Annotated in this window: 20 protein-coding genes; 12 read left to right on the top strand and 8 right to left on the bottom strand. The window is 44.0% G+C overall.

Annotated elements, in window-relative coordinates; translation table 11 throughout:
* The first annotated feature begins 22 nt into the window (after positions 1-22).
* Positions 23-475 (top strand): GreA/GreB family elongation factor, encoded by a 453-nt coding sequence (locus tag DDR33_RS14740; protein WP_109416596.1) that lies wholly within the window; start codon positions 23-25, stop codon positions 473-475.
* Between the two features lie 83 nt (positions 476-558).
* Complete coding sequence (gene pruA / locus DDR33_RS14735; protein ID WP_109416561.1) at positions 559-2193, top strand: L-glutamate gamma-semialdehyde dehydrogenase; 1635 nt, start codon at positions 559-561, stop codon at positions 2191-2193.
* 46 nt (positions 2194-2239) lie between these two features.
* Here pruA and DDR33_RS14730 read toward each other — a convergent pair whose 3' ends face one another.
* On the bottom strand, positions 2240-2794 hold the full coding sequence (locus DDR33_RS14730) for a sugar O-acetyltransferase (protein ID WP_109416560.1): 555 nt from the start codon (positions 2792-2794) through the stop codon (positions 2240-2242).
* Positions 2795-2797: 3 nt separating this feature from the next.
* The gene (treF, locus tag DDR33_RS14725; RefSeq protein WP_238387810.1) at positions 2798-4420 is read right to left on the bottom strand and encodes an alpha,alpha-trehalase TreF; all 1623 of its coding nucleotides are present in this window, start codon (positions 4418-4420) and stop codon (positions 2798-2800) included.
* Positions 4421-4623: 203 nt separating this feature from the next.
* Here treF and DDR33_RS14720 point away from each other — a divergent pair, with 203 nt between their 5' ends.
* Positions 4624-5211, top strand: coding sequence for a YceI family protein (locus tag DDR33_RS14720; protein ID WP_109416594.1), 588 nt, complete (start codon positions 4624-4626; stop codon positions 5209-5211).
* Between the two features lie 359 nt (positions 5212-5570).
* On the opposite strand, the gene DDR33_RS14715 is transcribed toward DDR33_RS14720, so the two are convergent.
* Entirely contained in the window at positions 5571-6338 is a 768-nt protein-coding gene (locus DDR33_RS14715) for an MBL fold metallo-hydrolase (protein ID WP_109416559.1), read from the bottom strand.
* A gap of 96 nt (positions 6339-6434) precedes the next feature.
* On the opposite strand from DDR33_RS14715, the gene recJ reads away from it, so the two are divergent.
* From recJ to DDR33_RS14700, 3 genes are read left to right on the top strand one after another with little or no spacing between them, the layout of a single operon-like run.
* Positions 6435-8135 carry a single-stranded-DNA-specific exonuclease RecJ gene (gene recJ / locus DDR33_RS14710; RefSeq protein ID WP_109416558.1) on the top strand — a complete coding sequence of 567 codons (1701 nt, stop codon included), beginning with the start codon at positions 6435-6437 and terminating at the stop codon, positions 8133-8135.
* 11 nt (positions 8136-8146) lie between these two features.
* Positions 8147-8899: an LPS export ABC transporter ATP-binding protein gene (gene lptB, locus DDR33_RS14705; protein WP_109416593.1), complete on the top strand. Its 753-nt coding sequence runs from the start codon at positions 8147-8149 to the stop codon at positions 8897-8899.
* On the top strand, positions 8896-10413 hold the full coding sequence (locus tag DDR33_RS14700; protein ID WP_109416557.1) for a GH3 auxin-responsive promoter family protein: 1518 nt from the start codon (positions 8896-8898) through the stop codon (positions 10411-10413). The genes lptB and DDR33_RS14700 overlap by 4 nt, the downstream gene beginning before the upstream one ends.
* A gap of 20 nt (positions 10414-10433) precedes the next feature.
* On the opposite strand, the gene DDR33_RS14695 is transcribed toward DDR33_RS14700, so the two are convergent.
* The 4 genes from DDR33_RS14695 to murB form a co-directional block, all read right to left on the bottom strand.
* Positions 10434-11501, bottom strand: coding sequence for a TerC family protein (locus DDR33_RS14695; protein ID WP_109416556.1), 1068 nt, complete (start codon positions 11499-11501; stop codon positions 10434-10436).
* A 1-nt stretch (position 11502) separates the two neighbouring features.
* The gene (locus DDR33_RS14690; RefSeq protein WP_109416555.1) at positions 11503-12474 is read right to left on the bottom strand and encodes a polyprenyl synthetase family protein; all 972 of its coding nucleotides are present in this window, start codon (positions 12472-12474) and stop codon (positions 11503-11505) included.
* A 168-nt stretch (positions 12475-12642) separates the two neighbouring features.
* The gene (locus tag DDR33_RS14685) at positions 12643-13182 is read right to left on the bottom strand and encodes a sigma-70 family RNA polymerase sigma factor (protein WP_109416554.1); all 540 of its coding nucleotides are present in this window, start codon (positions 13180-13182) and stop codon (positions 12643-12645) included.
* A 169-nt stretch (positions 13183-13351) separates the two neighbouring features.
* A complete protein-coding gene (gene murB / locus DDR33_RS14680) occupies positions 13352-14368 on the bottom strand; it encodes a UDP-N-acetylmuramate dehydrogenase (RefSeq protein WP_109416553.1) in 1017 nt (338 codons plus the stop codon).
* Between the two features lie 124 nt (positions 14369-14492).
* Between murB and DDR33_RS14675 the strand changes: the two genes are divergently transcribed.
* From DDR33_RS14675 to DDR33_RS14650, 6 genes are all read left to right on the top strand, one after another.
* Positions 14493-15104, top strand: a complete 612-nt coding sequence (locus DDR33_RS14675) for a TetR/AcrR family transcriptional regulator (protein WP_109416552.1) — start codon at positions 14493-14495, stop codon at positions 15102-15104.
* Between the two features lie 114 nt (positions 15105-15218).
* On the top strand, positions 15219-15848 hold the full coding sequence (locus DDR33_RS14670; RefSeq protein WP_109416551.1) for a TetR/AcrR family transcriptional regulator: 630 nt from the start codon (positions 15219-15221) through the stop codon (positions 15846-15848).
* Between the two features lie 61 nt (positions 15849-15909).
* Positions 15910-17241 carry a TolC family protein gene (locus tag DDR33_RS14665; RefSeq protein WP_109416550.1) on the top strand — a complete coding sequence of 444 codons (1332 nt, stop codon included), beginning with the start codon at positions 15910-15912 and terminating at the stop codon, positions 17239-17241.
* Positions 17241-18305 carry an efflux RND transporter periplasmic adaptor subunit gene (locus DDR33_RS14660; RefSeq protein ID WP_109416549.1) on the top strand — a complete coding sequence of 355 codons (1065 nt, stop codon included), beginning with the start codon at positions 17241-17243 and terminating at the stop codon, positions 18303-18305. Before DDR33_RS14665 ends, DDR33_RS14660 begins: the two co-directional genes overlap by 1 nt.
* A 44-nt stretch (positions 18306-18349) precedes the next feature.
* A complete protein-coding gene (locus DDR33_RS14655; protein WP_109416548.1) occupies positions 18350-21526 on the top strand; it encodes an efflux RND transporter permease subunit in 3177 nt (1058 codons plus the stop codon).
* A gap of 116 nt (positions 21527-21642) precedes the next feature.
* Positions 21643-22377 (top strand): ThuA domain-containing protein, encoded by a 735-nt coding sequence (locus tag DDR33_RS14650; RefSeq protein ID WP_109416547.1) that lies wholly within the window; start codon positions 21643-21645, stop codon positions 22375-22377.
* 268 nt (positions 22378-22645) lie between these two features.
* Here the strand turns inward: DDR33_RS14650 and lpdA are convergent, their stop codons facing one another.
* Positions 22646-24049, bottom strand: a complete 1404-nt coding sequence (gene lpdA, locus DDR33_RS14645) for a dihydrolipoyl dehydrogenase (RefSeq protein WP_109416592.1) — start codon at positions 24047-24049, stop codon at positions 22646-22648.
* Between the last annotated feature and the right edge of the window lie 16 nt (positions 24050-24065).

Raw genomic sequence — 24065 nt, 5'->3', positions numbered from 1 at the left:
GGTAAATTCCTTTATTTGCGTTATGTGTGAAATAAAGCAAAAGCTCTATAGGGCGTGCCTGGAGTATATCGATGAACGGATACAGATTGCAGGGCAGGCTATTCTGTCAGCCAGAGAAGCTGCCGGGAACGAAACCAAAAGCAGCGCAGGCGACAAATATGAAACAGCCAGAGAGATGATGCAGCAGGAAATACAACTTAATGAAAGGCAATTATTTGAAGCGAAAAAACTCAGACACGCTCTGAGTTTGATCAATCCTGCAGTCAGATCCGTCAGTGCCGGGTCGGGCAGCCTGGTGTTTACAGACAGGGGAAACTTCTTTATCGCTGCAGGCTTGGGCCTGCTATATTCAGATGGGATACAGTTTAATGTAATTTCTGCGGCCTCTCCGGTGGCAAAGGCATTGGCCGGGCATAAAAGTGGTGACACAGTGACCTTTAACCAGATCGGATTTACAATAAGTGAAGTATTTTGATCACTTTAGTACCAAAGTTGACATGGCCGTTACCCTCCCGTGCAACTGTAAATGGCTATCTTTGCAACTTAATTCTTTGATTTATGACAAAGGGATTTTTTAATATACCAACACCGGTAAATGAGCCGGTCCTGTCTTATGCTCCCGGAAGCCGGGAACGCTCCTTATTAAAAGAAGCTATTACTGCCGCTTATTCATCCCGTATAGATATACCCATGTATATCGGGGGAAAGGAAATAAGAACTGATAAAAAAGTAGAGATAAGGCCCCCTCACAATCTGCAACATGTTGTGGCTACCTATAGTCAGGGAGATAAAAGTCATGTACAGCTGGCGATTGACGCTGCGCTGTCGGCAAAAGAATCGTGGGAAGCGCTGGCATGGGAACAAAGGGCGGCTATTTTTCTTAAAGCAGCAGATCTGATTGCCGGCCCTTACCGTTATAAGATCAATGCAGCAACCATGATCGGGCAGTCTAAGAACGCTTACCAGGCGGAAATTGATTCAGCCTGCGAACTTATCGACTTCCTCAGGTTTAATGTAAAATACATGGCGGAAATTTATGCACAACAACCGCCTGTTTCTCCTTCAGGAAGCTGGAACCGCCTTGAACAACGTCCTCTTGAAGGTTTTGTCTTCGCTTTAACACCTTTCAACTTTACCGCAATTTCGGGAAATCTCCCTGCTTCTGCGGCATTAATGGGAAATGTTGTTGTATGGAAACCATCAAACGCACAGATCTATGCAGCAAGAGTGATTATGGAGGTGTTTATGGAGGCCGGACTTCCGGCTGGCGTCATTAACCTGGTATATGTTTCGGGACCTGATGCGGGAGAAGTTATCTTCAACCATCCGGATTTCTCCGGCATTCATTTCACCGGATCAACCTCGGTATTCCAGGACATCTGGAGAACCATTGGAAATAACATACACAAATATAAAAGCTATCCCCGTATTGTTGGTGAGACCGGCGGAAAGGATTATATTCTCGTACACCAGTCTGCCGACCTGAAAGTAGCTAATACAGCAATCATAAGAGGAGCATTTGAATACCAGGGACAAAAATGTTCGGCAGCATCCCGGGTTTATATTGCAAAATCAATATGGCCCGAGTTGAAAGAAATGATGCAAACAGAGCTCAGTACCTTCAAGATCGGCCCGGTAGAGGACTTCAGCAACTTTATAAATGCTGTGATTGATGAAAAATCATTCGAAAAGCTCACTAAAGCGATTGATGCGGCAAAAGCTGACAGCAACGTTGAGGTGATAGCGGGCGGCAACTATGATAAGTCTAAGGGATATTTCATTGAACCTACCGTGGTCGTTACCAAAGATCCGAACTATGTCACCATGTGTGAAGAGTTGTTTGGACCTTTCCTGACAATATATATTTATGACGACAATGAGTTTGATACGATACTCAGCACAATAGACAAGACATCTATATATGCCCTTACAGGAGCTGTTATTGCCAATGACCGCTACATCATTGAAAAGGCCACCTATGCATTAAGAAATTCAGCTGGAAACTTCTATATTAACGATAAATGTACAGGAGCCGTGGTAGGCCAGCAACCATTCGGAGGTGCCAGGGGATCAGGCACGAATGATAAAGCAGGATCTATGATCAACCTGCTCCGCTGGGTGTCTCCAAGGACGATCAAAGAAACTCTTAGTCCGGCAAAAGACTACAGGTATCCTTTTCACGAAGAAGACTAACAGCATTTGCTGATCTTTAAGGGTGATCCTTGCGGATCACCCTTTTTTATTCTATACTTTTTATTACCCTGCAGGGATTTCCGGCAGCGAAGACATTGCCAGGAATACTTCTCGTCACTACACTGCCTGCTCCGATTGTTGTATTATCTCCGATTGTTACGCCCGGACATATAATTGCCCCGCCGCCAATCCACACGTTATTACCGATGGTTACAGGAGCAGCAAGTTCCGGACCTTTGATCCTTTCAGACGCCTGCAAGGGATGGTAAGCGGCATATACCTGCACACATGGCCCCATCTGCACATTGTCACCTATCGTAACCAGGGCACAATCCAGAATTACACAGTTGAAATTCATAAAGAGATTATCCCCGGCCAGAATGTGTACTCCGTAATCACAATAGAATGGCGCCTGGATATCTACAGTACTGCATTTTCCCAGCAATGTGGTTAATAAGGCCTTCTTTTGTTCCGGAGAAGAAGCCAGACTTTGGTTGTACTGTTCCAGAAGGATTTTCGCCTTTGTTCTCATGCTGACAAGCTCGGAGTCCCAGGCTTCATAAAGCTCCCCGTCGAGCATTTTTTGCAATTCTGTCTTCATAGTTTACTTCTTCTGCAAGTCCATCCGGAGTATCTTCAATAACACTCCGTTCGTCCAGCCAAAGCCGTCCTGATTCGGGTATTCACCTCCACCCGCAATTAGTGTTGTATCGGTTACATTGTATTTTTCCAGCAGTTTCCCGGTTTTATTGAAAACCCTGATGTTCTGCCTGCTCCAGCGGTCTGCTATCTCTGCGGCAAGTGCATTCTTTTTATATTCCATGAGCCCTTTGATAGCCATCCATTGCAGGGGAGCCCAACCATTCGGCGCATCCCATTGCTGACCTGTATTCTGAAGTGTCGAAACAAGCCCGCCTGCTTTTAAAAACTGACTGTTCAGCATTACAGCTACACGCGCTGCCTGTCCCTCAGACGCTAATCCAAAATACAGAGGATACACCCCCGCAAGGCTCAAAATCCCGGTTTGCTGTTGCTTGCGCCAGTTATAGTCTCTGAACCATCCGGTTTTATTATCCCAGCAATACTGTATCACGGCTCTCTTTCTTCTGTCTGCCTGTCTTTGCATGTGCTCTCTGGCTTTTTTATCTCCCTCCCTGTTATACGCCTTGACCAGTGTCATTTCAAGATTATAGAGAAGGCAGTTGAGATCAACAGGAATAATATCGGTGGTACGGATGGTACGGAGATTACTTGCGTCGGCAAACCACCTGCTGCTGAAATCCCAGCCCGACTCCGCTCCTGAGCGCAATTGCCTGTAAGCATCTGCTTTTGAGCCCGTGCTTTGTGCCGCTGTTGTGATATCCTCATGATATGCTTCTTCCCGGGGCCAGTCTCCGGCATCGAAATAACGGTTTAAAACAACACTGTCCTGCAGCCGTACCACGTGTGCGGATGCAGTGTCTTTTTCATTTACCGTATTCATCCAGAAATGATATTCCTTTTCAAGTACATCCCGGTTGGCAATAAGAACGGAATCTGCCTTGCCAGCCTTATTATTCATCAGCAATTGCAGCATAAGCGAAAAATAAGGAGGCTGTGAGCGCGTCAGGTAATAAGTGCGGTTACCGTTAGGAATAAAACCGTAAGTCCGGATCAGGTAAGCAAAATTGTTCACCATATTTTCTACGAGATCTATGCGCCGGCTCTCCTCGAGCCCCAGCATAGTGAAATAAGAATCCCAGTAGTAAACCTCCCGGAAACGTCCTCCCGGCACAACATAGGAATACGGAAGGCTGATCAGCGACGAATATTGCACATACTTGTCCGGCTTCCTGGTAAGAACATTCCACAACTCATTTATATGCGGTTCTACTCCGGCTTTTATATTCGTCTTATATTCTTCGCCGGCGTGCTCCGGCAGCTCAAAATTCTTCTCTGCAAACTTCTTAAGATCAAACCCGGGCTTACCCTTTTCTTTCTTAAAATCTTCGAGAATCTTGTGCGGATCCCTTTTAGGCACACAATCGGTAAAGGTTTTACTATCCGGGAAAATGCCCGCTGACTGCACGGCCTCAAATAAACCCGGAAATAAATCGCCAGGCGATTCGCGTTTTATCTGTCGTTCTTCTTTGCAGGATAACAGAACAGTGAAAATCAAAAGGAAAGACCAGAAAACTGGATTGGTTTTAGTTGCCATACGCTGTTTAGTGCCCGTTAGATATTTCATCACCCTTATACAGAAAAACAGCTAACAGCAAGAAGAAGTTTTCCCAGTCAGCTTTTTTGATTGTAATAAATAGGTTAAATATTTGTTTAAACACCAACTTATATGCTTTTCCTGTATTTTTGAGATGTAAGTCAACAGTGAATAAAACAATGATATCCAGCCTGGAGAATGGATTAATGCACAAACAAAACGAAACAAATAATATGAAATCACTTTTCACGATGGCCGTAGTTGCCACATTACTCGCCTTCAAACCTTCAGCTAAAACGGAGACCTTTACAATTGATACGGAAAGATCATCCATTGAATGGACCGCCAGCAAGGTTACAGGAAAGCATAACGGTACTGTTAAACTTTCTGCAGGCAGTCTTCTGTTTAATGGTAATTCCCTGGCAGGGGGGGCTTTTACTGCTGACATGACCAGCATTACAGTGACTGATATCCAGGGAGATATGTCGCAAAAACTGATAGGACATCTTAAGAATGATGATTTCTTTGCTGTCGACAAGCATCCGTCTTCCCAGTTTAAGATCACAAAAGTGAGCCCGGCGGGAACCGGTCAGGTGAATATAACCGGCGATCTGACAATCAAAGGGATCACCCAATCCGTTACCTTTCCTGCGGTTGTAAAAAGACAGGGAAATGCGGTGGTTGCGGTTGCAAAAAATGTTAAGATCGACAGAACCAAATACGACATCAAATACCGCTCAAACAGCTTTTTCGGAAGTCTGGGAGACAAGGCGATTGAAGACGAATTCCTCCTTTCGATCAATCTGGCGGCAAAGAAGTAGGTTAAGAATGCAGGTTGTAAGTTACGGGCAACAGATTATTCATTAAATACTCTGATGTGCTTGTAACTTATGACCTGCATTGTATATTGTGGTGTACCTTGGAATACCCTCTCATCTCTCCAAGAGGTGCACTTTTCTACCTTTTTCCCGAAGGTGTCCCGACCAGGGGTCGGCCGAGTGTCGAACAAGCTCACCAGCGGTCCCGGCGCGTTCCGCACGAGGGCCTCAACAGCACCCCAAAAACGTTGAATATTGCTTTAATAAAATTGTGTTTCTCACTCAGGAGTAAAACGGGAATCAGGCTAAACTTTCGCTTCCCGCTCTCCGTCCGCTTGTATCCCATCACTCACAACCATCATTTACTTTACAATCCTGAACGCCCCGTCAACCACCTCAACTCTTGCCATCGCTTCGCTTTTAGCATGATAGAAAAGGCAAAGCCAGTTCTCTTTCGCAGCCAGGTTGCCAAACTCTTCCCTTAGCTCCATAGACCGGGCCCCGTCGAAGTCATATTTTGCTTTAAACCTTCTCAGCAATTGTTCAGGCTCGGGTAGAACGTCTCCTCCGAAAAAGATTTTCTCTTCTCCTTCCTTGATAAGGAAAACCTGGTGATACTGACAATGCCCGCCGGTCACTTCATAACTGATGTGTTCATCAAGCTGTCCATTCCCTTCAATAAAGTGAATGCTTCCGCTTCTCTGAACGACATCAAATATGTCTATATGGTAAGAGGCCGACTGACTGCTGTAGGCTGTTTCCCACTCGTTACGGTTTATCACATATTCAGCATTGGGAAAAGATAACTGCATGGTGCCGTCATTCTCCCATATCATACCTGCAGAGTGATCAAAATGCAGGTGAGACATCAGCACTTTGCTGACATCTGCGGGATCATAGCCCGCTTTCCTGATATTTTCGTGAATGATCAGCATGCCTTGCTCGTCTTTAAACCCAAGGCCGGTATCAAGGACCAGAAGCTCACTGGAAGTTTCAACCAAAAATGGCTGTACAAATACAAAAAGAGAGGCAGGCCTGTCTTTTGGGTCATGGATGGCTGGGTCGAACGGAAGGAATTTTTTAGATTTATCTACCGAATACGAACCCTCATATAATGGAAATACTTTCACGTCAAAAACTATATACTGATAATAAACTACTTACAAACATCAACAGGGTAAATAGCAGATTAAATACTATCTTTACCCTTTAGCCTAAACAAAGATATGCAAAAAAGGTGGGTAGAAAACGAAGTAGCAGACCTCGCACTTGTTGAGGATCTGAAACGTCTGTTAAATATAGATGAGGTACTTGCTTTACTATTAGTGAAGCGGGGCGTTACTTCTTTTGACTCTGCACGCCGTTTTTTCAGGCCTGAATTAAGCCACCTCCACGATCCCTTTCTGATGAAAGATATGGATGTTGCCATCCAAAGAATTGAAAAGGCGCTTAGGAATAAAGAGCGGATCCTGATTTACGGAGATTACGATGTGGATGGCACCACGGCAGTAACATTAGTATATCATTTTTTCAGCACTTTTCATTATTCAATAGAGTACTACATTCCCGACAGATATAAAGAAGGCTATGGCATATCGAAAGAGGGGATTGACTACGCCGCAGCGCAAGGATTCAGCCTCATTATAGCCCTTGATTGCGGCATCAAATCAGCCGACAAAGTTGAGTACGCCAATAGCCTGGGTATTGATTTTATCATTTGCGACCACCACCTGCCCGGGGATCAGATCCCTGATGCAGCAGCAGTTCTCGACCCAAAGCAGCCAGAGTGTATGTATCCGTATAAAGAGCTTTCTGGCTGCGGAATAGGCTTCAAACTGGTGCAGGCTTTCGCCTTGCGGAATGACATCCCTTTCGATTCAATATCCTGTTATCTCGACCTGGTGGCCGTCAGCATAGCCTCCGATATTGTACCCGTCACCGGGGAAAACCGCATCCTGGCCTGGTATGGATTAAAACGTTTAAACGAGTCTCCCTGTCACGGGCTCTCGGCCCTGATGGAGATTTCCGGAAAAAAACAATATTCTATTTCGGATATCGTATTCACGATCGGTCCGCGTATCAATGCCGCTGGCAGAATAGACAATGCCAGGCACTCTGTATGCCTGCTCCTGGCAGCAAACAGGGAAACCGCCAGGAATCAGAGTTTGCTGATTGACCTGAAGAATGCGGAAAGGAAAGAGCATGATACCTCGATTACCGAGCAGGCACTGGCGATGATAGAAGCCGACCCTTCCCTGATTAACCGAAAAACTACGGTGGTTTACAACGAGGGATGGCACAAAGGGGTCATAGGTATCGTAGCATCGCGGTTAACAGAAAAATACTACCGGCCAACTATTGTTTTAACGCACTCAAACGGCCATATTGCAGGATCTGCACGCTCGGTTATCGGGTTTGATCTGTATGAGGCCCTTTGCGGCTGCAGCGATCTGCTTGAACAGTTTGGTGGACATAAATACGCCGCCGGTCTGACGCTTAAGCCTGAAAATGTTACAGCATTACAGCAGCGGTTCGAGGATATCGTTTCTCAAACCATCCCCGATCAGCTCCTGATACAGGAGATCTCTATTGATGCAACTCTTCAGCTTGAGAAGATCAACGGGAAGTTTTTTAGAATTCTCGGCCAGTTCTCTCCTTTCGGACCGATGAACCAAACTCCTGTTTTTTTAAGTAAAAACGTATATGTTTGTGGGCAGGCTTCCGTTGTTGGAAATAATCATATAAAGATGACAGTGAAACAGGAAGGATCTTCAGCATTTGATTGTATAGGCTTTGGATTGGGTGAGTACCTCCCTCTGGTAAAGAAAGGCTTGCCTTTTGATATATGCTATACGATTGAAGAAAATGTATGGAAGGATAAGCGCTGTATTCAGCTTAATATTAAAGGAATACGCCAGGCGTCATAAGAGTGATTAAGATGATACTCAGAGCAGAAAATTTAGTAAAGAAATACAAACAGCGTACAGTAGTAAACGACGTATCATTTCACGTGGAACAAGGTGAAATTGTCGGGCTTCTCGGGCCTAACGGAGCCGGAAAGACCACGTCTTTCTACATGATAGTGGGATTGATCAAACCAAATGAGGGACATGTATTCCTGGAATCTGAAGACATCACCAACGATCCGATGTACCGGAGGGCTCAAAAAGGGATCGGATATCTTGCGCAGGAGGCCTCTGTATTCAGAAAACTGACTGTAGAAGATAACATTCTTGCTGTACTCGAGATGACTAAGCTCAACAGGGCTCAGCAGAAAGAAAAACTGGAAGAATTGCTAACCGAGTTCAGCCTCCACCGTGTTAGAAAAAACCGGGGGGACCTGCTTTCGGGAGGCGAAAGAAGGAGAACAGAGATTGCCAGGGCACTTGCGGCAAACCCCAATTTTATCCTTCTTGACGAACCTTTTGCCGGAGTAGACCCGATAGCGGTAGAAGAGATTCAATCAATAGTAGCAAAATTAAAAAACCGGAATATTGGTATTCTGATAACTGACCATAATGTACAGGAAACCCTGTCTATCACCGACAGAGCCTATTTACTTACCGAAGGAAAAATTATGCTGACTGGCACCCCTCAGGAAATTGCAGGAAATGAAATGGCGAGAAAATTCTATCTCGGCCAGCATTTTGAGCTCCGGAGGAAGAAATTCGGCAACACTACAACATCATGACATTTGTAAACTCAATTTTCACCTGGTTCATGAAGAAACGTATGCACCAGATAGAATTATTTATCAAATATCCGCATGACGTGCAGGACGAGGTTTTTCGGAACCTGATAGCTTCTGCCCGTAACACAGAGTGGGGAAAGCGTTATAATTACGATGCCATTTTTAACCAGGAGCAATTTAAGCAGAATGTTCCTGTGCAAACGTATGAAACGCTCAAACCCTATATCGAACGGATGATGAAAGGAGAGCAGAACATTCTATGGAGCACAGAGATCAACTGGTTTGCAAAATCATCGGGTACAACCAGCGATAGAAGTAAGTTTATCCCGGTGAGCTTCGAATCGCTTGAGGAGTGTCACTTTAAGGGAGGGAAAGATATGTTGTCGATCTACTGCAACAATCGTCCTGACTCTTTAATATTCACAGGAAAATCGCTGGCACTCGGAGGCAGCCACCAGGTAAACCAGCTGAACGAAAACATTAACTACGGCGATTTGTCTGCGGTGCTCATCAAAAACCTGCCCTTCTGGGCAGAGTTCTACCGCACTCCTGATATGTCGATTACATTGATGGATAATTATGAGCAGAAGATCGAGCAAATGGCACTGGCAACTGCTAATGTAAACGTCACCAATATATCGGGGGTACCCACCTGGACAGTCGTTTTGGCAAAAAAACTGCTTGAGCTGACCGGCAAGGACAACCTGCTTGAGGTATGGCCCAACCTGGAACTCTATATTCATGGAGCTGTTAAATTTACCCCCTACCGGGAACAATTTAAAAAGCTTATTCCTTCGGATTCTATGTACTACCTGGAAACGTATAACGCTTCAGAAGGATTTTTCGGGATTCAGGATCTTTCCGATTCGGAAGAAATGCTCCTGATGCTGGATTATGGCATTTTCTATGAATTCCTGCCCATGGAGCATATAGGGGAGGAAAACCCGAAAACGCTTGGACTGCAGGAAGTGGAACTCCATAAAAACTATGCACTGATCATTTCCACTAACGGAGGGCTCTGGCGCTATATGATAGGAGATACGATCAAATTTACCAGCCTCTCTCCTTACCGGATCCAGATTACGGGAAGGACAAAGCATTTTATCAATGCCTTTGGAGAAGAACTTATCGTGGACAATGCTGAACAGGCTTTAACCAAAGCCTGCTCTGAAACCGGCGCTATCATACGGGACTATACCGCATGCCCGATTTACTTCAGCGGGGACGAAGCGGGGGGACACGAATGGATCATTGAGTTTGAGCAGCATCCCGGCAATGCAGACCAGTTTACCGACGTTCTGGATAATACGCTCAGGGAGCTCAATTCTGATTATGATGCAAAGCGGTTCAAAGATATGGCGCTGAGAAGACCCCTGGTACACCTGGCACCGCAGGGAACCTTCTATAACTGGCTTAAAGGGCGCGGCAAACTGGGCGGACAGCATAAAGTTCCGCGACTGGCAAATGAAAGGCAGTACGTAGAGCAGATCCTTGATATGATTCACTCCAACTAAAAAAGAAGATCTTTTAGCCTTTAATGCTCTTCAGGCAATCCGTGTTTCAGGCGTTTCTTTGGAAAAATGAGAGATGCCACAACACTGGTTGTGAGGATGGTTACGATTACTAAAAGGGAATGGGCTGTAGTGAATCCCCATTCCTTCAGCCAGCCATGTGCCAGCATTTTTATTCCGATGAAAACAAGGAGAAAAGCCAGTCCGACCTTCAGGTAGTGGAACTTATGGATAATGTTTACCAGCAAAAAGAACATGGACCGTAAACCCAGGATGGCGAAGATATTTGAAAAGAACACGATATACGGATCTTTCGTAACAGCAAATATTGCAGGAATAGAATCTACGGCAAATATCAGATCAGTGAACTCAATGATGAGCAATACCAGGAAAAGCGGGGTTACGTACTTCTTTCCCTCTTTTTTGATAAAGAATTTATTACCTGAATAGTGCGGATAAATAGAGAAATATCTGGAAGCAAACTTAACTACCTTATGATTCTGAGGGTCTATCTTTTCCTCCTGGTTCCTGTTAACAAACATCATAATCCCAGTATAGACCAGGAATGCTCCAAACAGATACAGGATCCAGCCGAACTGGTTGATTAAAGTAGCACCAAGGAAGATAAACAGGAAACGCATGAGCACTGCTCCTACGATACCCCAGAACAAAACACGGTGATAATACTTAGGCTCCACAGAAAAAGCACTGAAGATCAAAACCATGACAAATATGTTATCAACTGAAAGTGCATATTCTATTACATATCCGGTGAGGAACTCCAGGGCAAGGTTCTGCCTGTAGACCTGCATACTTCCCGAGAAATCAAGCGGATTAAGCTGAATATTATGAAGATGCTTTTTGGTGACTACTGCCAGTTGATCGAAGCTTTCGATGCCGTGCAGTTTATGCCCTTCTGCCAGCAGTAAAAAGTAAAATCCGATTGCGAAAGATACCCAGATGGCACTCATAACCGCTGCTTCCTTTAAACTTACCGCATGATCCTTCTTATTGAAAAGTCCCAGATCAATGGACAGCATCAGGACGATAAAAAGTATAAATCCTCCAAAAAATATGATTTCGCTTGACATGCTATTTTTTTCGTTCAGTAGTAAACCTTACCAGTCGTTCAAGCCCTGTGCGGGCTTCATTCTCGGGAAACGTGTTAAGAATTTCAAAAGCCTCATCCTGAAATCTCAGCATCTGCATCTCTGCATATGCGAGTCCCCCGTTATTCCTGACAAAATGAATCACTTCAGCAACCTTGCTGCTGTCCTCATTATGATTCTTAACCAGATTGATGATATGATGTTTTTCTTTAGTAGAAACTTTATTTAATGTGTAAATAAGAGGGAGTGTAATTTTCTTCTCTTTTATGTCTATGCCAAGCGGCTTTCCAACATCGTCGGTACCAAAATCAAAGAGATCGTCTTTAATCTGAAAAGCCATTCCTGTTTTCTCTCCGAACAGCCGCATCTTAGCCACTGTAGCAGCATCTGCGCCGGCTGATGCTGCTCCGCATGCGCAGCAGGATGCTATCAGAGTAGCTGTTTTTTGCCTGATCACTTCATAATAGATATCTTCACTGATATCAAGCCGTCTGGCTTTTTCCATTTGCAGCAGTTCACCTTCACTCATCTCTTTCATGGTGTCAGAAATGATCTTCAGCAAATTGAAATCGTCATTATTCAAAGCCAGCAGCATCCCGGTTGCAAGAAGATAGTCTCCAACCAGAACAGCAACTTTATTTTTCCAAAGGGCGTTAACCGAAAAGAAGCCCCTTCGTTCGTATGAATTATCGACCACATCATCGTGTACGAGTGTTGCGGTGTGAATCAATTCCACAAACGTGGCCGCACGATAAGTAGCTTCTGTGATCCCTCCGCAAAGGCTTGCGGAAAAAAACACGAACATCGGCCTTATCTGCTTCCCTTTTCTCTTTACTATATAATGCGTAATGCGGTCAAGTAACGGTACGGAACTCTTCATGGAGGATTTAAACTTTCCCTCGAAATCATCAAGTTCCTTCTCTATTGGTCTTTTTATCTCGTCAAGCTTCAGCATGAATTACGTTAAGCAGTATCTGAGACATTTTTACTGCCCCTGCTGCAAACATAATTCAAAAATTCCAAGTATGGAAAAGGTGAAAGCTGATAGCTGATAGCCCTACAAAAAAAAATCCCGGGCGGGCACCCGGGAATTAAGTATGATGAGTTTAGAAAAGGGGCGGTATTAATCAAGCTCTGCGTACACAGGCTTTTTCACTCCGTTGTCGTAAGGCTTAAGACTCTTCTTGAGTAACTTACGGGCAACGTGAATACGCGTCTTAACTGTTCCAATCGGAATAGCGAGATAATCTGCAATTTCGTGGTATTTATGGCCTTCGAAATACATGCTGAAAGGCACATAGTATTCTTCAGGTAACTTACTAAGGGCGAGTTTAATATCATCCATTACGAATTTTGACTCTCCCTGGTTTTTAGTGGAACTGAATACAAGATTAGCAGAGGAAATTTCATCTGATTTTGTCACGAACGAACTGATCTTCACAAAGCGGCGGTAGTTGTTAATGAAAGTGTTTTTCATAATTGTATACAACCATCCTTTGAGATTAGTCCCCTCTTTAAACTTATTATAATAAGTAATCGCTTTTAGCAAAGTATCCTGAACCAGATCATTTGCATCATCTGCATCGTGAGTAAAGTGTAGTGCATACATCTTCAGTGAACTTGCCTGACGCATAACCATTGTGTTGAATTCGATCTTAGTCATCTTTAAAGGATTTTAAGGGTGATTGTTACATTATTTGTTTAAGCAATCAGTTTGTTTTCAATAAACGAACTTGCTACTAACAATACAACAACTATGCTAAAAGGCCCGAATGACTAAGAACGATACTATAAAAGCTAAAAATTAATACAGATTTAACACCCTGAGGAAGCTATAAAATATTTACTTCCCGCTCCAGTGTGATGCCGAACTGCTGTTTTACATCCTCAATTATAGCTTCAGAAAGCTGATAAACTTCTGATCCTGTGGCATTTCCAAAATTAACCAATACGAGTGCCTGATTTTTCCAGGTACCGCTGTTATTTATTTTTCGTCCCTTCCACCCGCATTTTTCAATCAGCCATCCTGCAGCAAGCTTAACTGTACTATTTGGTAGACAGTAGTGTACTATGTCTGGAAAACTAGACTGTAGCTGTCTGAATTCGTCTACCCCCACTACAGGATTTTTAAAAAAACTGCCTGCATTCCCGATGGTAGAAGGATCCGGCAGCTTGTTTACCCGTATTTCGGAAACGACCTTGGAAATATCACTTATCCCGGGCTGCTCAATTCCTCTCCTTTGCAGTTCCTGGCTTATCGCTCCATAACTTGTATTGATATGAGCCTGGGTGGAAAGTTTAAAACAAACCTCTGTAATAATTACTTTACCTTTAAGTTCTTTTTTAAATATGCTGTCGCGGTAAGCAAAGTTGCAATCCTCCTTATAAAACACCGAAAACTGTCCGCTTTCGATATTGAAAGCCCTGCACGAATAAAAAACATCTTTCACTTCAACCCCATAAGCACCTATATTCTGCACGGGTGAGGCGCCAACAGATCCGGGGATGAGGCTAAGATTTTCTACCCCCGCAAAGCCATGTGCAACACAGAACAACACGAAAGTATTCCATACCTCCCCTGCGCCGGCTTTGACGAAAACCTCCGTTCCGTTCACTTCTGATTCTATTCCCCTTATATTGATCTTAACAACGAGTCCGTCGAAATCTTGTGTGAATAAAATATTACTTCCGCCTCCCAGGATCAGCCTTGGGACCTGCATCCATTTATCCTCTGAAAATAATTGTTTTAATTCATCTTCCGAATTGACCACAACAAACCACCGTGCTTTTACATCAACTCCGAAAGTGTTAAACTCTTTTAACGATACATTCTCTGCAACCTGCAACATCTTTAGTATTTTTCTGAGCCGAATTTCGGATTAAAATCGAAGTATATGTAATAAAATTAAAACAGAACAGCACATTGATTAATTTAACGAGGCAGAAAAGAAAATAAAACTATATTTTTGACTAGTGGAAAATCAGGACAAAAAGAAAGAACTTATAATTGATGCTGCCTTAAAACGTTTTGCCCATTTCGGATTATCGAAAACAACCATGACAGAGATCGCCAATGACCTGTCGTTATCCAAAGCATTACTGTATTATTACTTTCCCGATAAAATAAGCCTCTATTCTGCGGTTCTGGGACACATCATAGGATTAATGGACAAGGAGCTGAAGAAAGGGGTCGGCAATGTATCAAGTAGTCACGAGGCCCTGGAGCTGTTCCTGAATAAAAGACAAGAATTTATCAGTAAATATTATAACCTGCTCGACTTCACAAAAATTACCGGCTCTGATCTACCTGAGGAGCTTGCCACCATGTTTAGAAAGGCGAAGCAATCTGAAATTACAATCCTTACTACTATATTGAATAAGGGAATAGAGCGAAAAGAGCTACAAACATTTGACAGTGAAGAGATTGCCGTCTTACTGATGGAAGCTTTGGGGGGTATTGTATTTAGTGTATTGAAAGCCAATTCCCGGCCATTTTTTCCGGAGAAAGAACAATTTGACACGATATTGAAACGCCAGAAAAAACTAGGTGAAATATTCTTAAATGGTTTAAAACTGGCTTCATAAGCTACAACCACCACTAAATCTATTATTTAGCAAAGACTATTTTGTACTTTTTTTTGCGTGATAGCTTTTTTGGCCGTATTTTTGACCAAACTATTAAAAAAGTCAAAAGATAGAATGGCCGAAATTGATAAGAAAAGAGAACAGATTATTGAAAGCGCAATCAGACGGTTTTCTCACTTTGGTGTTCAAAAAACTACAATGAACGAAATAGCTGATGATATAGCCGTATCCCAACCGTCCCTATATTATTATTTTCCTGACAAGACCTCAATCATAGTGGCTGTGGTAGAAAAGGTATCAAATGATTATTTCGAAGAGCTGGAAAAGATCCTTGCAGAAACAGAGTGCCTGAAGGATATTTTCTTTCAGATAATTGAATTCAGAAGGAATTTTGTAAAGAAATTCTTCATGATGCACCTCACTGATTCCTCTGCCGATGCTATTATACGGGACAATTGTGATGAAATACTTCAGGAAAGCCGTCTGAGAGAGATTAAGATTGTCGCAGGCATCCTTAATTCTGCTATAGAGAAAGGTGAAATAGCAGAAATAGATGCGGAGAATGTAAGTGCAATTTACCTGGATTCACTAACAGGTTTATGCATGTGGATCATTTCTAAAAATCAAAAAAACATATTTCCTGAAAGCAAACATTGGGATGCAATGGTTGCAAGACAAAGGGAGCTGGCAGAAATATTTCTTAAAAGCCTGAAATATAAGGACAGAAGCACTTGCAAAGTGTAACAAAAAGCGCAGCAGTGCGTTCCATCATACACATAAAACAATATTATACAAGAACACTGTAATGAACCCAATAAGAAATAAGCTCTTACCAATTATCGTAACACTTGTGTTATCATCAGCAGGAATAACACAAGCCCAGCCGGTTCAGCTATCACTTAAAGATGCGTTGAACTATGCGGTTAAAAATAATATCAATACAAAAAAGGCACGCCTGGCCGCTGAAAGAGGACGCTATAAGACACAGGAAGTAAGAGCACAAGCCTTACCACAAATTAACGGAACCGGCAATCTATCTTACAGTCCGATAGTGGGACAACTGGTTGTGGATACCCTTGTCTTCCAGATGGGGCGGCCATGGAATTCATCAATAGCCGTCCAGTTGCAGCAGCAACTTTTCAACCAGCAGGTTTTTACGGGGCTGAAAGCTGCTGAAGCAAGTGAAGCCTATTATAATCTCAATGTTGATCTGACAGAGGAGCAGGTGATCGAACAGGTGTCAGGCCTCTATTATCAAATTCTGGTGAACAGGGAAGCCTTGTCGGTTATTGATACAAACATCAAAAACACAACACGCATTGAGCAGATCATCTCCGACCAATACAAGAATGGTCTTGCAAGAAAAATCGACCTTGACAGAGTGCGGGTGAGCCTGACAAATTACAGATCTTCATATGAACAGATGTCTAACTCCATCAATCTGCAGGAAAATCAGTTAAAATATTATATGGGGATGCCGGTCAGGAATCAGCTGGCTATTCCGAATGTGGAGATCGCTAATCTTAAAGCGACTGCAGCGGTTTCAGATAGCGTAAATTATAACACCCGTCTCGAATATTTGCTTGTACGAAAACAGGGCGACCTTTTAAGGTTACAGGAGAAAGCTTACAAATCGGAGTACTACCCAACCCTTGCGATGTTCACCGAATATAGCTATACCGGGATGAGTGACAAGTTCGATCTTTACAAATCGGGGGGAGATGCTTTCTGGTATGAAGCAGCATCCATCGGGCTTACCCTTCGGATTCCAATCTTTAACGGATTTGCAACACGCTCGCGCCTCAGGCAGGCACGGGTAGATATCCTTGAAAACAAAGAAAACGAAAGAGACATTATTCAGAGTTTAAATCTGGCTAATGAAAATGCCAAAACTCAAATAAAGAATAGCTTAAGTACAATAAACAGGCAAAGAGAAAATGTAAGTTTAGCTCAGGATGTATACAACAGCACTCAGAATAACTACAGGAACGGGCTTGCCCCGCTCACAGATCTTCTTGATGCTGAAAATTCCTTAACGGATGCTAAAAACAGCTATAATCAGGCTTTACTCAATTATAAGATTGCTGAAATACAACTATTAAAATCTAACGGTAATATCAAATCACTATTAAACTAATGAAAAAAGGAACTATCATAACCATCATAGCTGTTATTGCAGTATTTGTCCTGATTGGCTGGATTTTGCAAAACAATAAAAAGAAAAACGAGGAAAAGACGGCTGTCGTGGCTGCAGGAAATTCAGGAGCTGTAGCAGTGAAAACGGAAACGGCAAAGGAGAGCAATATAGAACTTGATTTCACTGCCAACGGAACCTTTGAAGCGAATCAGGACCTCACTCTCTCCGCTGAAAACTCAGGACGAGTAACCCGTATCGCTGTTGACGAAGGAGACCACGTTTCGAGAGGCCAGGTGGTTGCCAGAATAGACGATGAGCTTCTTGCTGTAGAAACACAAGCGGCACAGGCAAATTATCAAACAGCTTTGAGAGATGTAGAACGCTATGAAAGCTCTTTCAAAACAGGTGGGGTAACCCAGCAGCAGGTAGACGCTCAGCGCCTCAACCTTAGAAATGCGCAGGCCCGCCTGCAAACTGCAAAACGTAAAGCAAATGACGCAGATATAAAAGCACCGATTTCCGGAATCGTAAACAAACGATTTATTGAAAAAGGATCGTATGTATCTCCAGGGACGCAATTATTTGAGATTGTAGACCTCTCAAAACTCAAACTAAAGGTAACAGCCAATGAAGCGCAGGTTGTAAATCTTAAAGTAGGCGATCAGGTAAAAATAACATCCAATGTATTCCCAGACAAATCATTCACCGGCAAAATCAGCTTCATCGCGGCAAAGGCGGATGCCAATCTGAATTTCCCTGTAGAAGTACAGATATCCAATAACTCAGGAAACCAGCTGAAAGCCGGAATGTATGGAACTGCTACTTTTGATCTTCCGGCACAAAAGCCTCTCATTACTGTACCCAGATCTGCTTTCGTCGGAAGTGTGAACAGTAATAAAGTTTACCTGCTTAAAGGAAATACAGCTCAGGAACATAAGGTCACTCCTGGCCGAATCATCTCTGACAGGGTAGAAATCCTGAATGGATTGAACGAGGGTGATATAGTGATTATCAGTGGCCAGGTGAACCTGGTAGATGGAGCCCAGGTACAGGCAGTAAAATAAACGAAAGCCTTCGGCCGGAAGATGGCCGTCAATGAAGAAAGAAAATGAAAATAGCTGAAATATCAATAAAAAGACCCACCATTGTTGTCGTACTGTTTACAGTATTAAGCTTGCTGGGTATTGTAAGCTACTTATCGCTCAACTACGAAATGCTCCCTAAGTTTAGTCCGGGAGTAGTTTCCGTTGCGACGATCTATCCGGGAGCATCACCTACCGAGGTGGAGAATACTGTGACGAAAAAAATTGAAGATGCGGTGGCTTCGATGGAGAATATCAAGAAGTTAAATGCTGTCTCTTATGAAAGTTTGTCGATTGTTACGATTCAGCTCACAAGCGACGGGGATGCAGATTACGCACTAAATGATGCACAAAGAAAGGTAAATGCCATTCTTTCACAATTACCCGATGACGTAGAAGCTCCTTCGCTGAATAAATTCTCACTGGACGATCTTCCCATCGTTACCTTATCCGCAACTTCGAACCTCGATGATGCGGCATTTTATGACCTGATTGACAACCGCCTGGCTCCAAGGATCTCCCGTGTCAGCGGAGTAGCACAGGTAAATATTGTCGGTGGACGCGAAAGAGAAATACAGGTAAACCTGGATGAAAATAAATTGCAGGGTTATGGACTTTCATTATTGTCTGTACAACAGGCTATCCAGACATCCAACCTCGATTTCCCTACAGGTAGTATCAAAACTGTAGACAGGGATATCCTCATCCGTCTTTCAGGGAAATATGCCAGCGTGGAACAACTTCGCAACCTGGTAGTTTCGGATAAGAACGGCATCCAGGTAAGGCTGAGGGACGTCGCCGATGTTCAGGATGCGCAGAAAGACGTTGAAAAGATAGCCAGGGTAAACCGGAAAGCAGCTATTGCCCTCCAGGTGCTGAAGCAAACAGACGCCAATGCGGTGGAAGTTAGTAAAGGCATACAGGGTATCATAGCTTCCATGAACAATGATTATAAGAATATCAAACTGAACCTTTCCATAGCTTCAGACAGTTCTGTATATACGCTGGAGTCAGCAGATGCGGTTATCCATGACCTCCTGCTTGCTGTATTACTGGTAGCGTTCGTGATGCTTTTCTTCCTGCACAGTTTGCGAAATGCGGCAATTGTAATGGTTTCGATACCAGCGTCGCTTATAGCAACATTCATAGGAATTAACCTCGCGGGCTTTACTCTTAACCTGATGTCGCTCCTCGGGCTGTCGCTGGTGGTCGGGATCCTGGTGGACGATGCGATCGTGGTATTGGAGAATATCTACCGGCATATGGAGATGGGTAAAAACCGGGTTCGTGCCGCATACGATGCGACGAAAGAAATTGGGTTCACCGTTACCTCTATCACACTGGTAATCGTCGTGGTGTTCTTCCCTATTGCCATCAGTACAGGACTTGTATCTGATATCCTGAGAGAATTTTGTGTGGTGGTGATTATCGCGACGATGCTCAGTTTGCTGGCGTCCTTCACCATCGTGCCGCTTCTTTCGTCGAGGTTTGGTAAGCTGGAACATATCGAAGGAAAGAACTTTTTCGGCCGCATCATTTTGAGGTTTGAAAAAGGCCTTGATAAATTCACTGCATGGATAACATCTATTCTGGAATGGTCGCTTGGTCATAAGAAAACAGTGCTGGGGCTAACATTGTTGTTATTGGTGGCGTCCTTCGGACTTGTTGCGACTGGCTTCATCGGAGGAGAATTCTTCGCACAAAGTGACAGAGGGGAATTCATAGTCCAGCTGGAAATGCCGAAAGATGCATCAGTAGAGCAGACCAATCTTATAACAAGTAAAGCAGAAGCATTCTTAAGCAAAAAGCCGGAGGTAACACGCCTGATCACCACTGTGGGGCAAACCAGTGACGGAAATGGAGGCGCGCAGGCTACAGCTTATAAGGCTGAAGTAAACGTTCAGCTGGTCGGGCGCGAAAATCGTAACGACCCTTCTGATGTATACGCTGCCAAAATTAAAAGAGAACTGGCTCCCCTGCTTGTGGGAACAAAGGTTACAACCACCCCTGTGAGCATTTTAGGAACTGCTGAACAAGCACCGGTTGAAGTTGTGGTGATGGGTTCAGAGCTCGACAGTGTGGCCCGTTTTGCAGAGGTGGTGAAAAACAAACTCGCAAAAATACCGGGAGCAACTGAAGTAAAGCTGTCGGTGGAAGAAGGGAATCCCGAGGTAAAAGTGGAAGTTGACCGGGACAAGATGTCATCGCTGGGATTGAGCCTGCAAACGGTGGGTGCAACCATGCAAACGGCTTTCAGCGGCAATACGGACAGCAAGTTCCGTCAGGGTGAATATGAATATGATATTAATATACGCCTGGATAATTTTAACAGGCAAAGTGTGGAGGATGTAAAAAACCTGACCTTCATCAATAGCGAGGGACATCAGGTTCACCTTGATCAGTTTGCCACAGTAACCGAAAGTTCAGGCCCGAGCCAGCTGGAACGCCAGGACAAGAGCACCAAGATCTCTGTTCAGTCACAGGTGGTGGGACGTCCTTCCGGTACGATTTTCAGCGAGCTTGAACAGCTGATAAAAGACCTGCCCAGACCGGCTGGCGTAAGCTATGTGTTTGGCGGGGATATGGAAAACCAGTCAGAAGGATTCGGTACCCTCGGGATCGCGCTCCTGATGTCTATTGTCCTGGTATACCTCATCATGGTTGCGCTCTACGACAACTATATCTATCCGTTTGTGGTAATGTTCTCCATACCACTATCCGTTATCGGAGCTCTGCTTGCACTGGCACTTACCAATAATTCGCTCAATATATTTACCATCCTGGGCTTGATCATGCTGATCGGTCTTGTTGCCAAGAATGCGATTATCCTGGTTGACTTTACCAATCAGCAAAAGGCCGAAGGCAAGAGTACCCGTGAAGCACTTATCCTGGCCAACCATGCACGTTTGCGTCCGATCCTGATGACAACTATTGCAATGGTTATCGGGATGCTTCCGATTGCTCTTGCAAAAGGTGCAGGTGCTGAATGGAAAAATGGTCTTGCCTGGGTAGTGATAGGCGGTCTGACAAGTTCGTTATTCCTGACACTCGTGATTGTACCGGTAATCTATGAAGCATTTGATTCGATTATGAACCGCCTTGGCTGGAATAAGCATGGGGTAGATATCGACGCACAAATGACGGAACCCTACACAGGTGAAATAGATGACGACGAATACGAGATGATGCAGTACGAGAAATAAATAGTACTTGATTAAACACTATAAATGAAAGGGGGCGAAAGCCCCTTTTTTGATTCCTTCTTTAACGGCAAAACCTTTATATTCGCATAAACCAACAATGTATAACCAATAAAACAATGATCTATCTTTTAATGACGCTTTTTTCTGTTGCCTCTGCGAGCCTTGCATCCTGCAATGATAAACCCGAAACTCATGCTGTAAAACCAAGGATACTTATCTTTTGTAAGACAGGAGGATATTACCATGAATCTATTCCAGACGGGATGTCTGCTATTCAAAAACTGGGACAAGAAAATGGATTCAGTGCAGACACCACGAAAAACGCTGGTCTGTTCACCGAAAAAAACCTCAGGAAATATGATGCTGTCGTGTTTCTTAATACCACTCATGAGGTGCTTGACGACAAACAGCAAGCAGCTTTCGAGAAATATATCAGGTCTGGAAAGGGCTTTGTCGGGGTACATGCAGCAACGGATACGGAATATGAATGGCCCTGGTACAATAAGCTTGTAGGCGCCTACTTCACGAATCACCCGAAAGTCCAGAAAGCCAAGATCAATATCGTTAACAAGAACCATCCTTCAACCAGTCACCTTCCCGATGTGTGGGAGCATACGGATGAATGGTATAACTTCAAAGACATCAACCCGGATATCAAGGTGCTGGGCTCTCTGGACGAAACAAGCTATGAAGGCGGCGGGAACGGCAATAACCACCCCATTGCCTGGTACCACGAGTTCGATGGAGGCAGAGCCTTCTATACAGGTCTCGGTCACACCAAAGAAAGCTATAGCGATCCTCTGTTTCTGAAACATCTACTCGGTGGCATTCAGTATGCTATCGGAAGATAAAACAGCTGACCCGGAATAAAAAATGTCATTTTTGAATTGCGAAACAAGCAGCAGGCAATTCAGTCAATAGAAAGCCTCAGTATTAAGCAATACCGAGGCTTTCTATTTAGACTTTCATAATAAAAAAAGACTATTCGACTACGAGCCAGCCTCTGCCATGATTCCTTATAATCCTGCACTTTCCTCATCTTTTCACTCAGCCTCGTAAAAGTATTACCGTGAGCTGATAACCGATAGCTGACCGCTGATGGCAATGGCAACCCTCTAATTATATATGTATCGCCCTGTTCTCCGTAGCAGCAAGTGCAGCCTCTTTAAAGGCCTCTGTATACGTTGGGTGCGCATGACAAATTCTTCCGATATCCTCTGCTGAAGCCCTGAATTCCATTGCAACCACTGCTTCTGCGATCATATCGGCAGCACGGGGCCCGATCATATGAACCCCCAGAACCTCATCAGTCTGAGCATCGGCAAGCACTTTCACCAGTCCGTCTGTGTCCATACTCGCTCTGGCTCTTCCGCTTGCTTTAAAGGGGAAGGTTCCCGTTTTGTACTTCTTTCCCTGCTCTTTCAGCTGTTCTTCGGTCAGTCCGACACTCGCAACTTCCGGCCAGGTATAAACTACTCCAGGAATTAAATTATAATTGATATGAGGTTTCTGGCCAGCAATTGTTTCGGCTACAAACACCCCTTCTTCTTCAGCTTTATGAGCCAGCATAGCTCCGTTAATCACGTCCCCTATGGCATAAACCCCTTTAACCGGCGTTTCAAGATGTTCGTTCACCGGAATTTTCTTACCCCTTTCTTCCAGCTTAATACCAATGTTTTCCAGGCCAAGATCTGCCGAGTACGCGCTGCGACCCACAGCCACAATGCAATAGTCGCCTTCCAGAGTCACTTTCTCTCCTTTCGGACTATCTGCACTGACGGTTACTTTTTTGCCTTTAACAACCGCACCCGTTACCTTATGTCCCAGTAAAAACTCGAAGCCGAGCTTACTTAAGGATTTCTGCAATTCCTTACCCATGGTTTTGTCCATAGTTGCGATAATGGAATCAAGAAATTCTACTACTGTTACTCTCGCTCCCAACCGTGCATAAACAGATCCTAACTCCAGTCCGATTACACCACCGCCGATAACGATCAGATGCTTTGGAACCTCCGTCAGGCTTAAAGCCTCCGTCGAAGTAATGATCCGTTTCTTATCCACAGGAAGGAATGGCAGTGCTGTAGGTTTCGAACCCGTAGCTATGATGACTTTATCCGTAGTGATCGTTTCTTCCGCACCATCTGCCTTTTTAATCCTGATGGTATTCTTATCCTGAAAAGACCCCACTCCCGTATACGGTGTTATCTTGTTCTTTTTAATCAGGTAAGAGATCCCGGCAGTATTTTCCTGTACTACCTGCGCTTTCCGTGCCATCATCTGAACAAGGTCTACTTTAAGATCTTTAAGAGCAATACCATGCGTTTTAAATGTGTGGGAAGCATTGTAATAATGCTCGGATGAATCAAGAAGAGCTTTGGACGGAATACACCCTACATTAAGGCAGGTTCCGCCGAAGGTATTATACTTCTCGATAATGGCAGTCTTTAATCCTAACTGGGCACAACGGATAGCGGCAACATATCCACCCGGTCCGCTGCCAATAACTGTTACATCATATTGCATGTTCATAAATTGTTGG

Origin of the sequence: Pararcticibacter amylolyticus (assembly GCF_003130405.1) — a bacterium.
Classification (GTDB): domain Bacteria; phylum Bacteroidota; class Bacteroidia; order Sphingobacteriales; family Sphingobacteriaceae; genus Arcticibacter; species Arcticibacter amylolyticus.
This window is presented reverse-complemented; position numbering and strand designations above follow the sequence as displayed.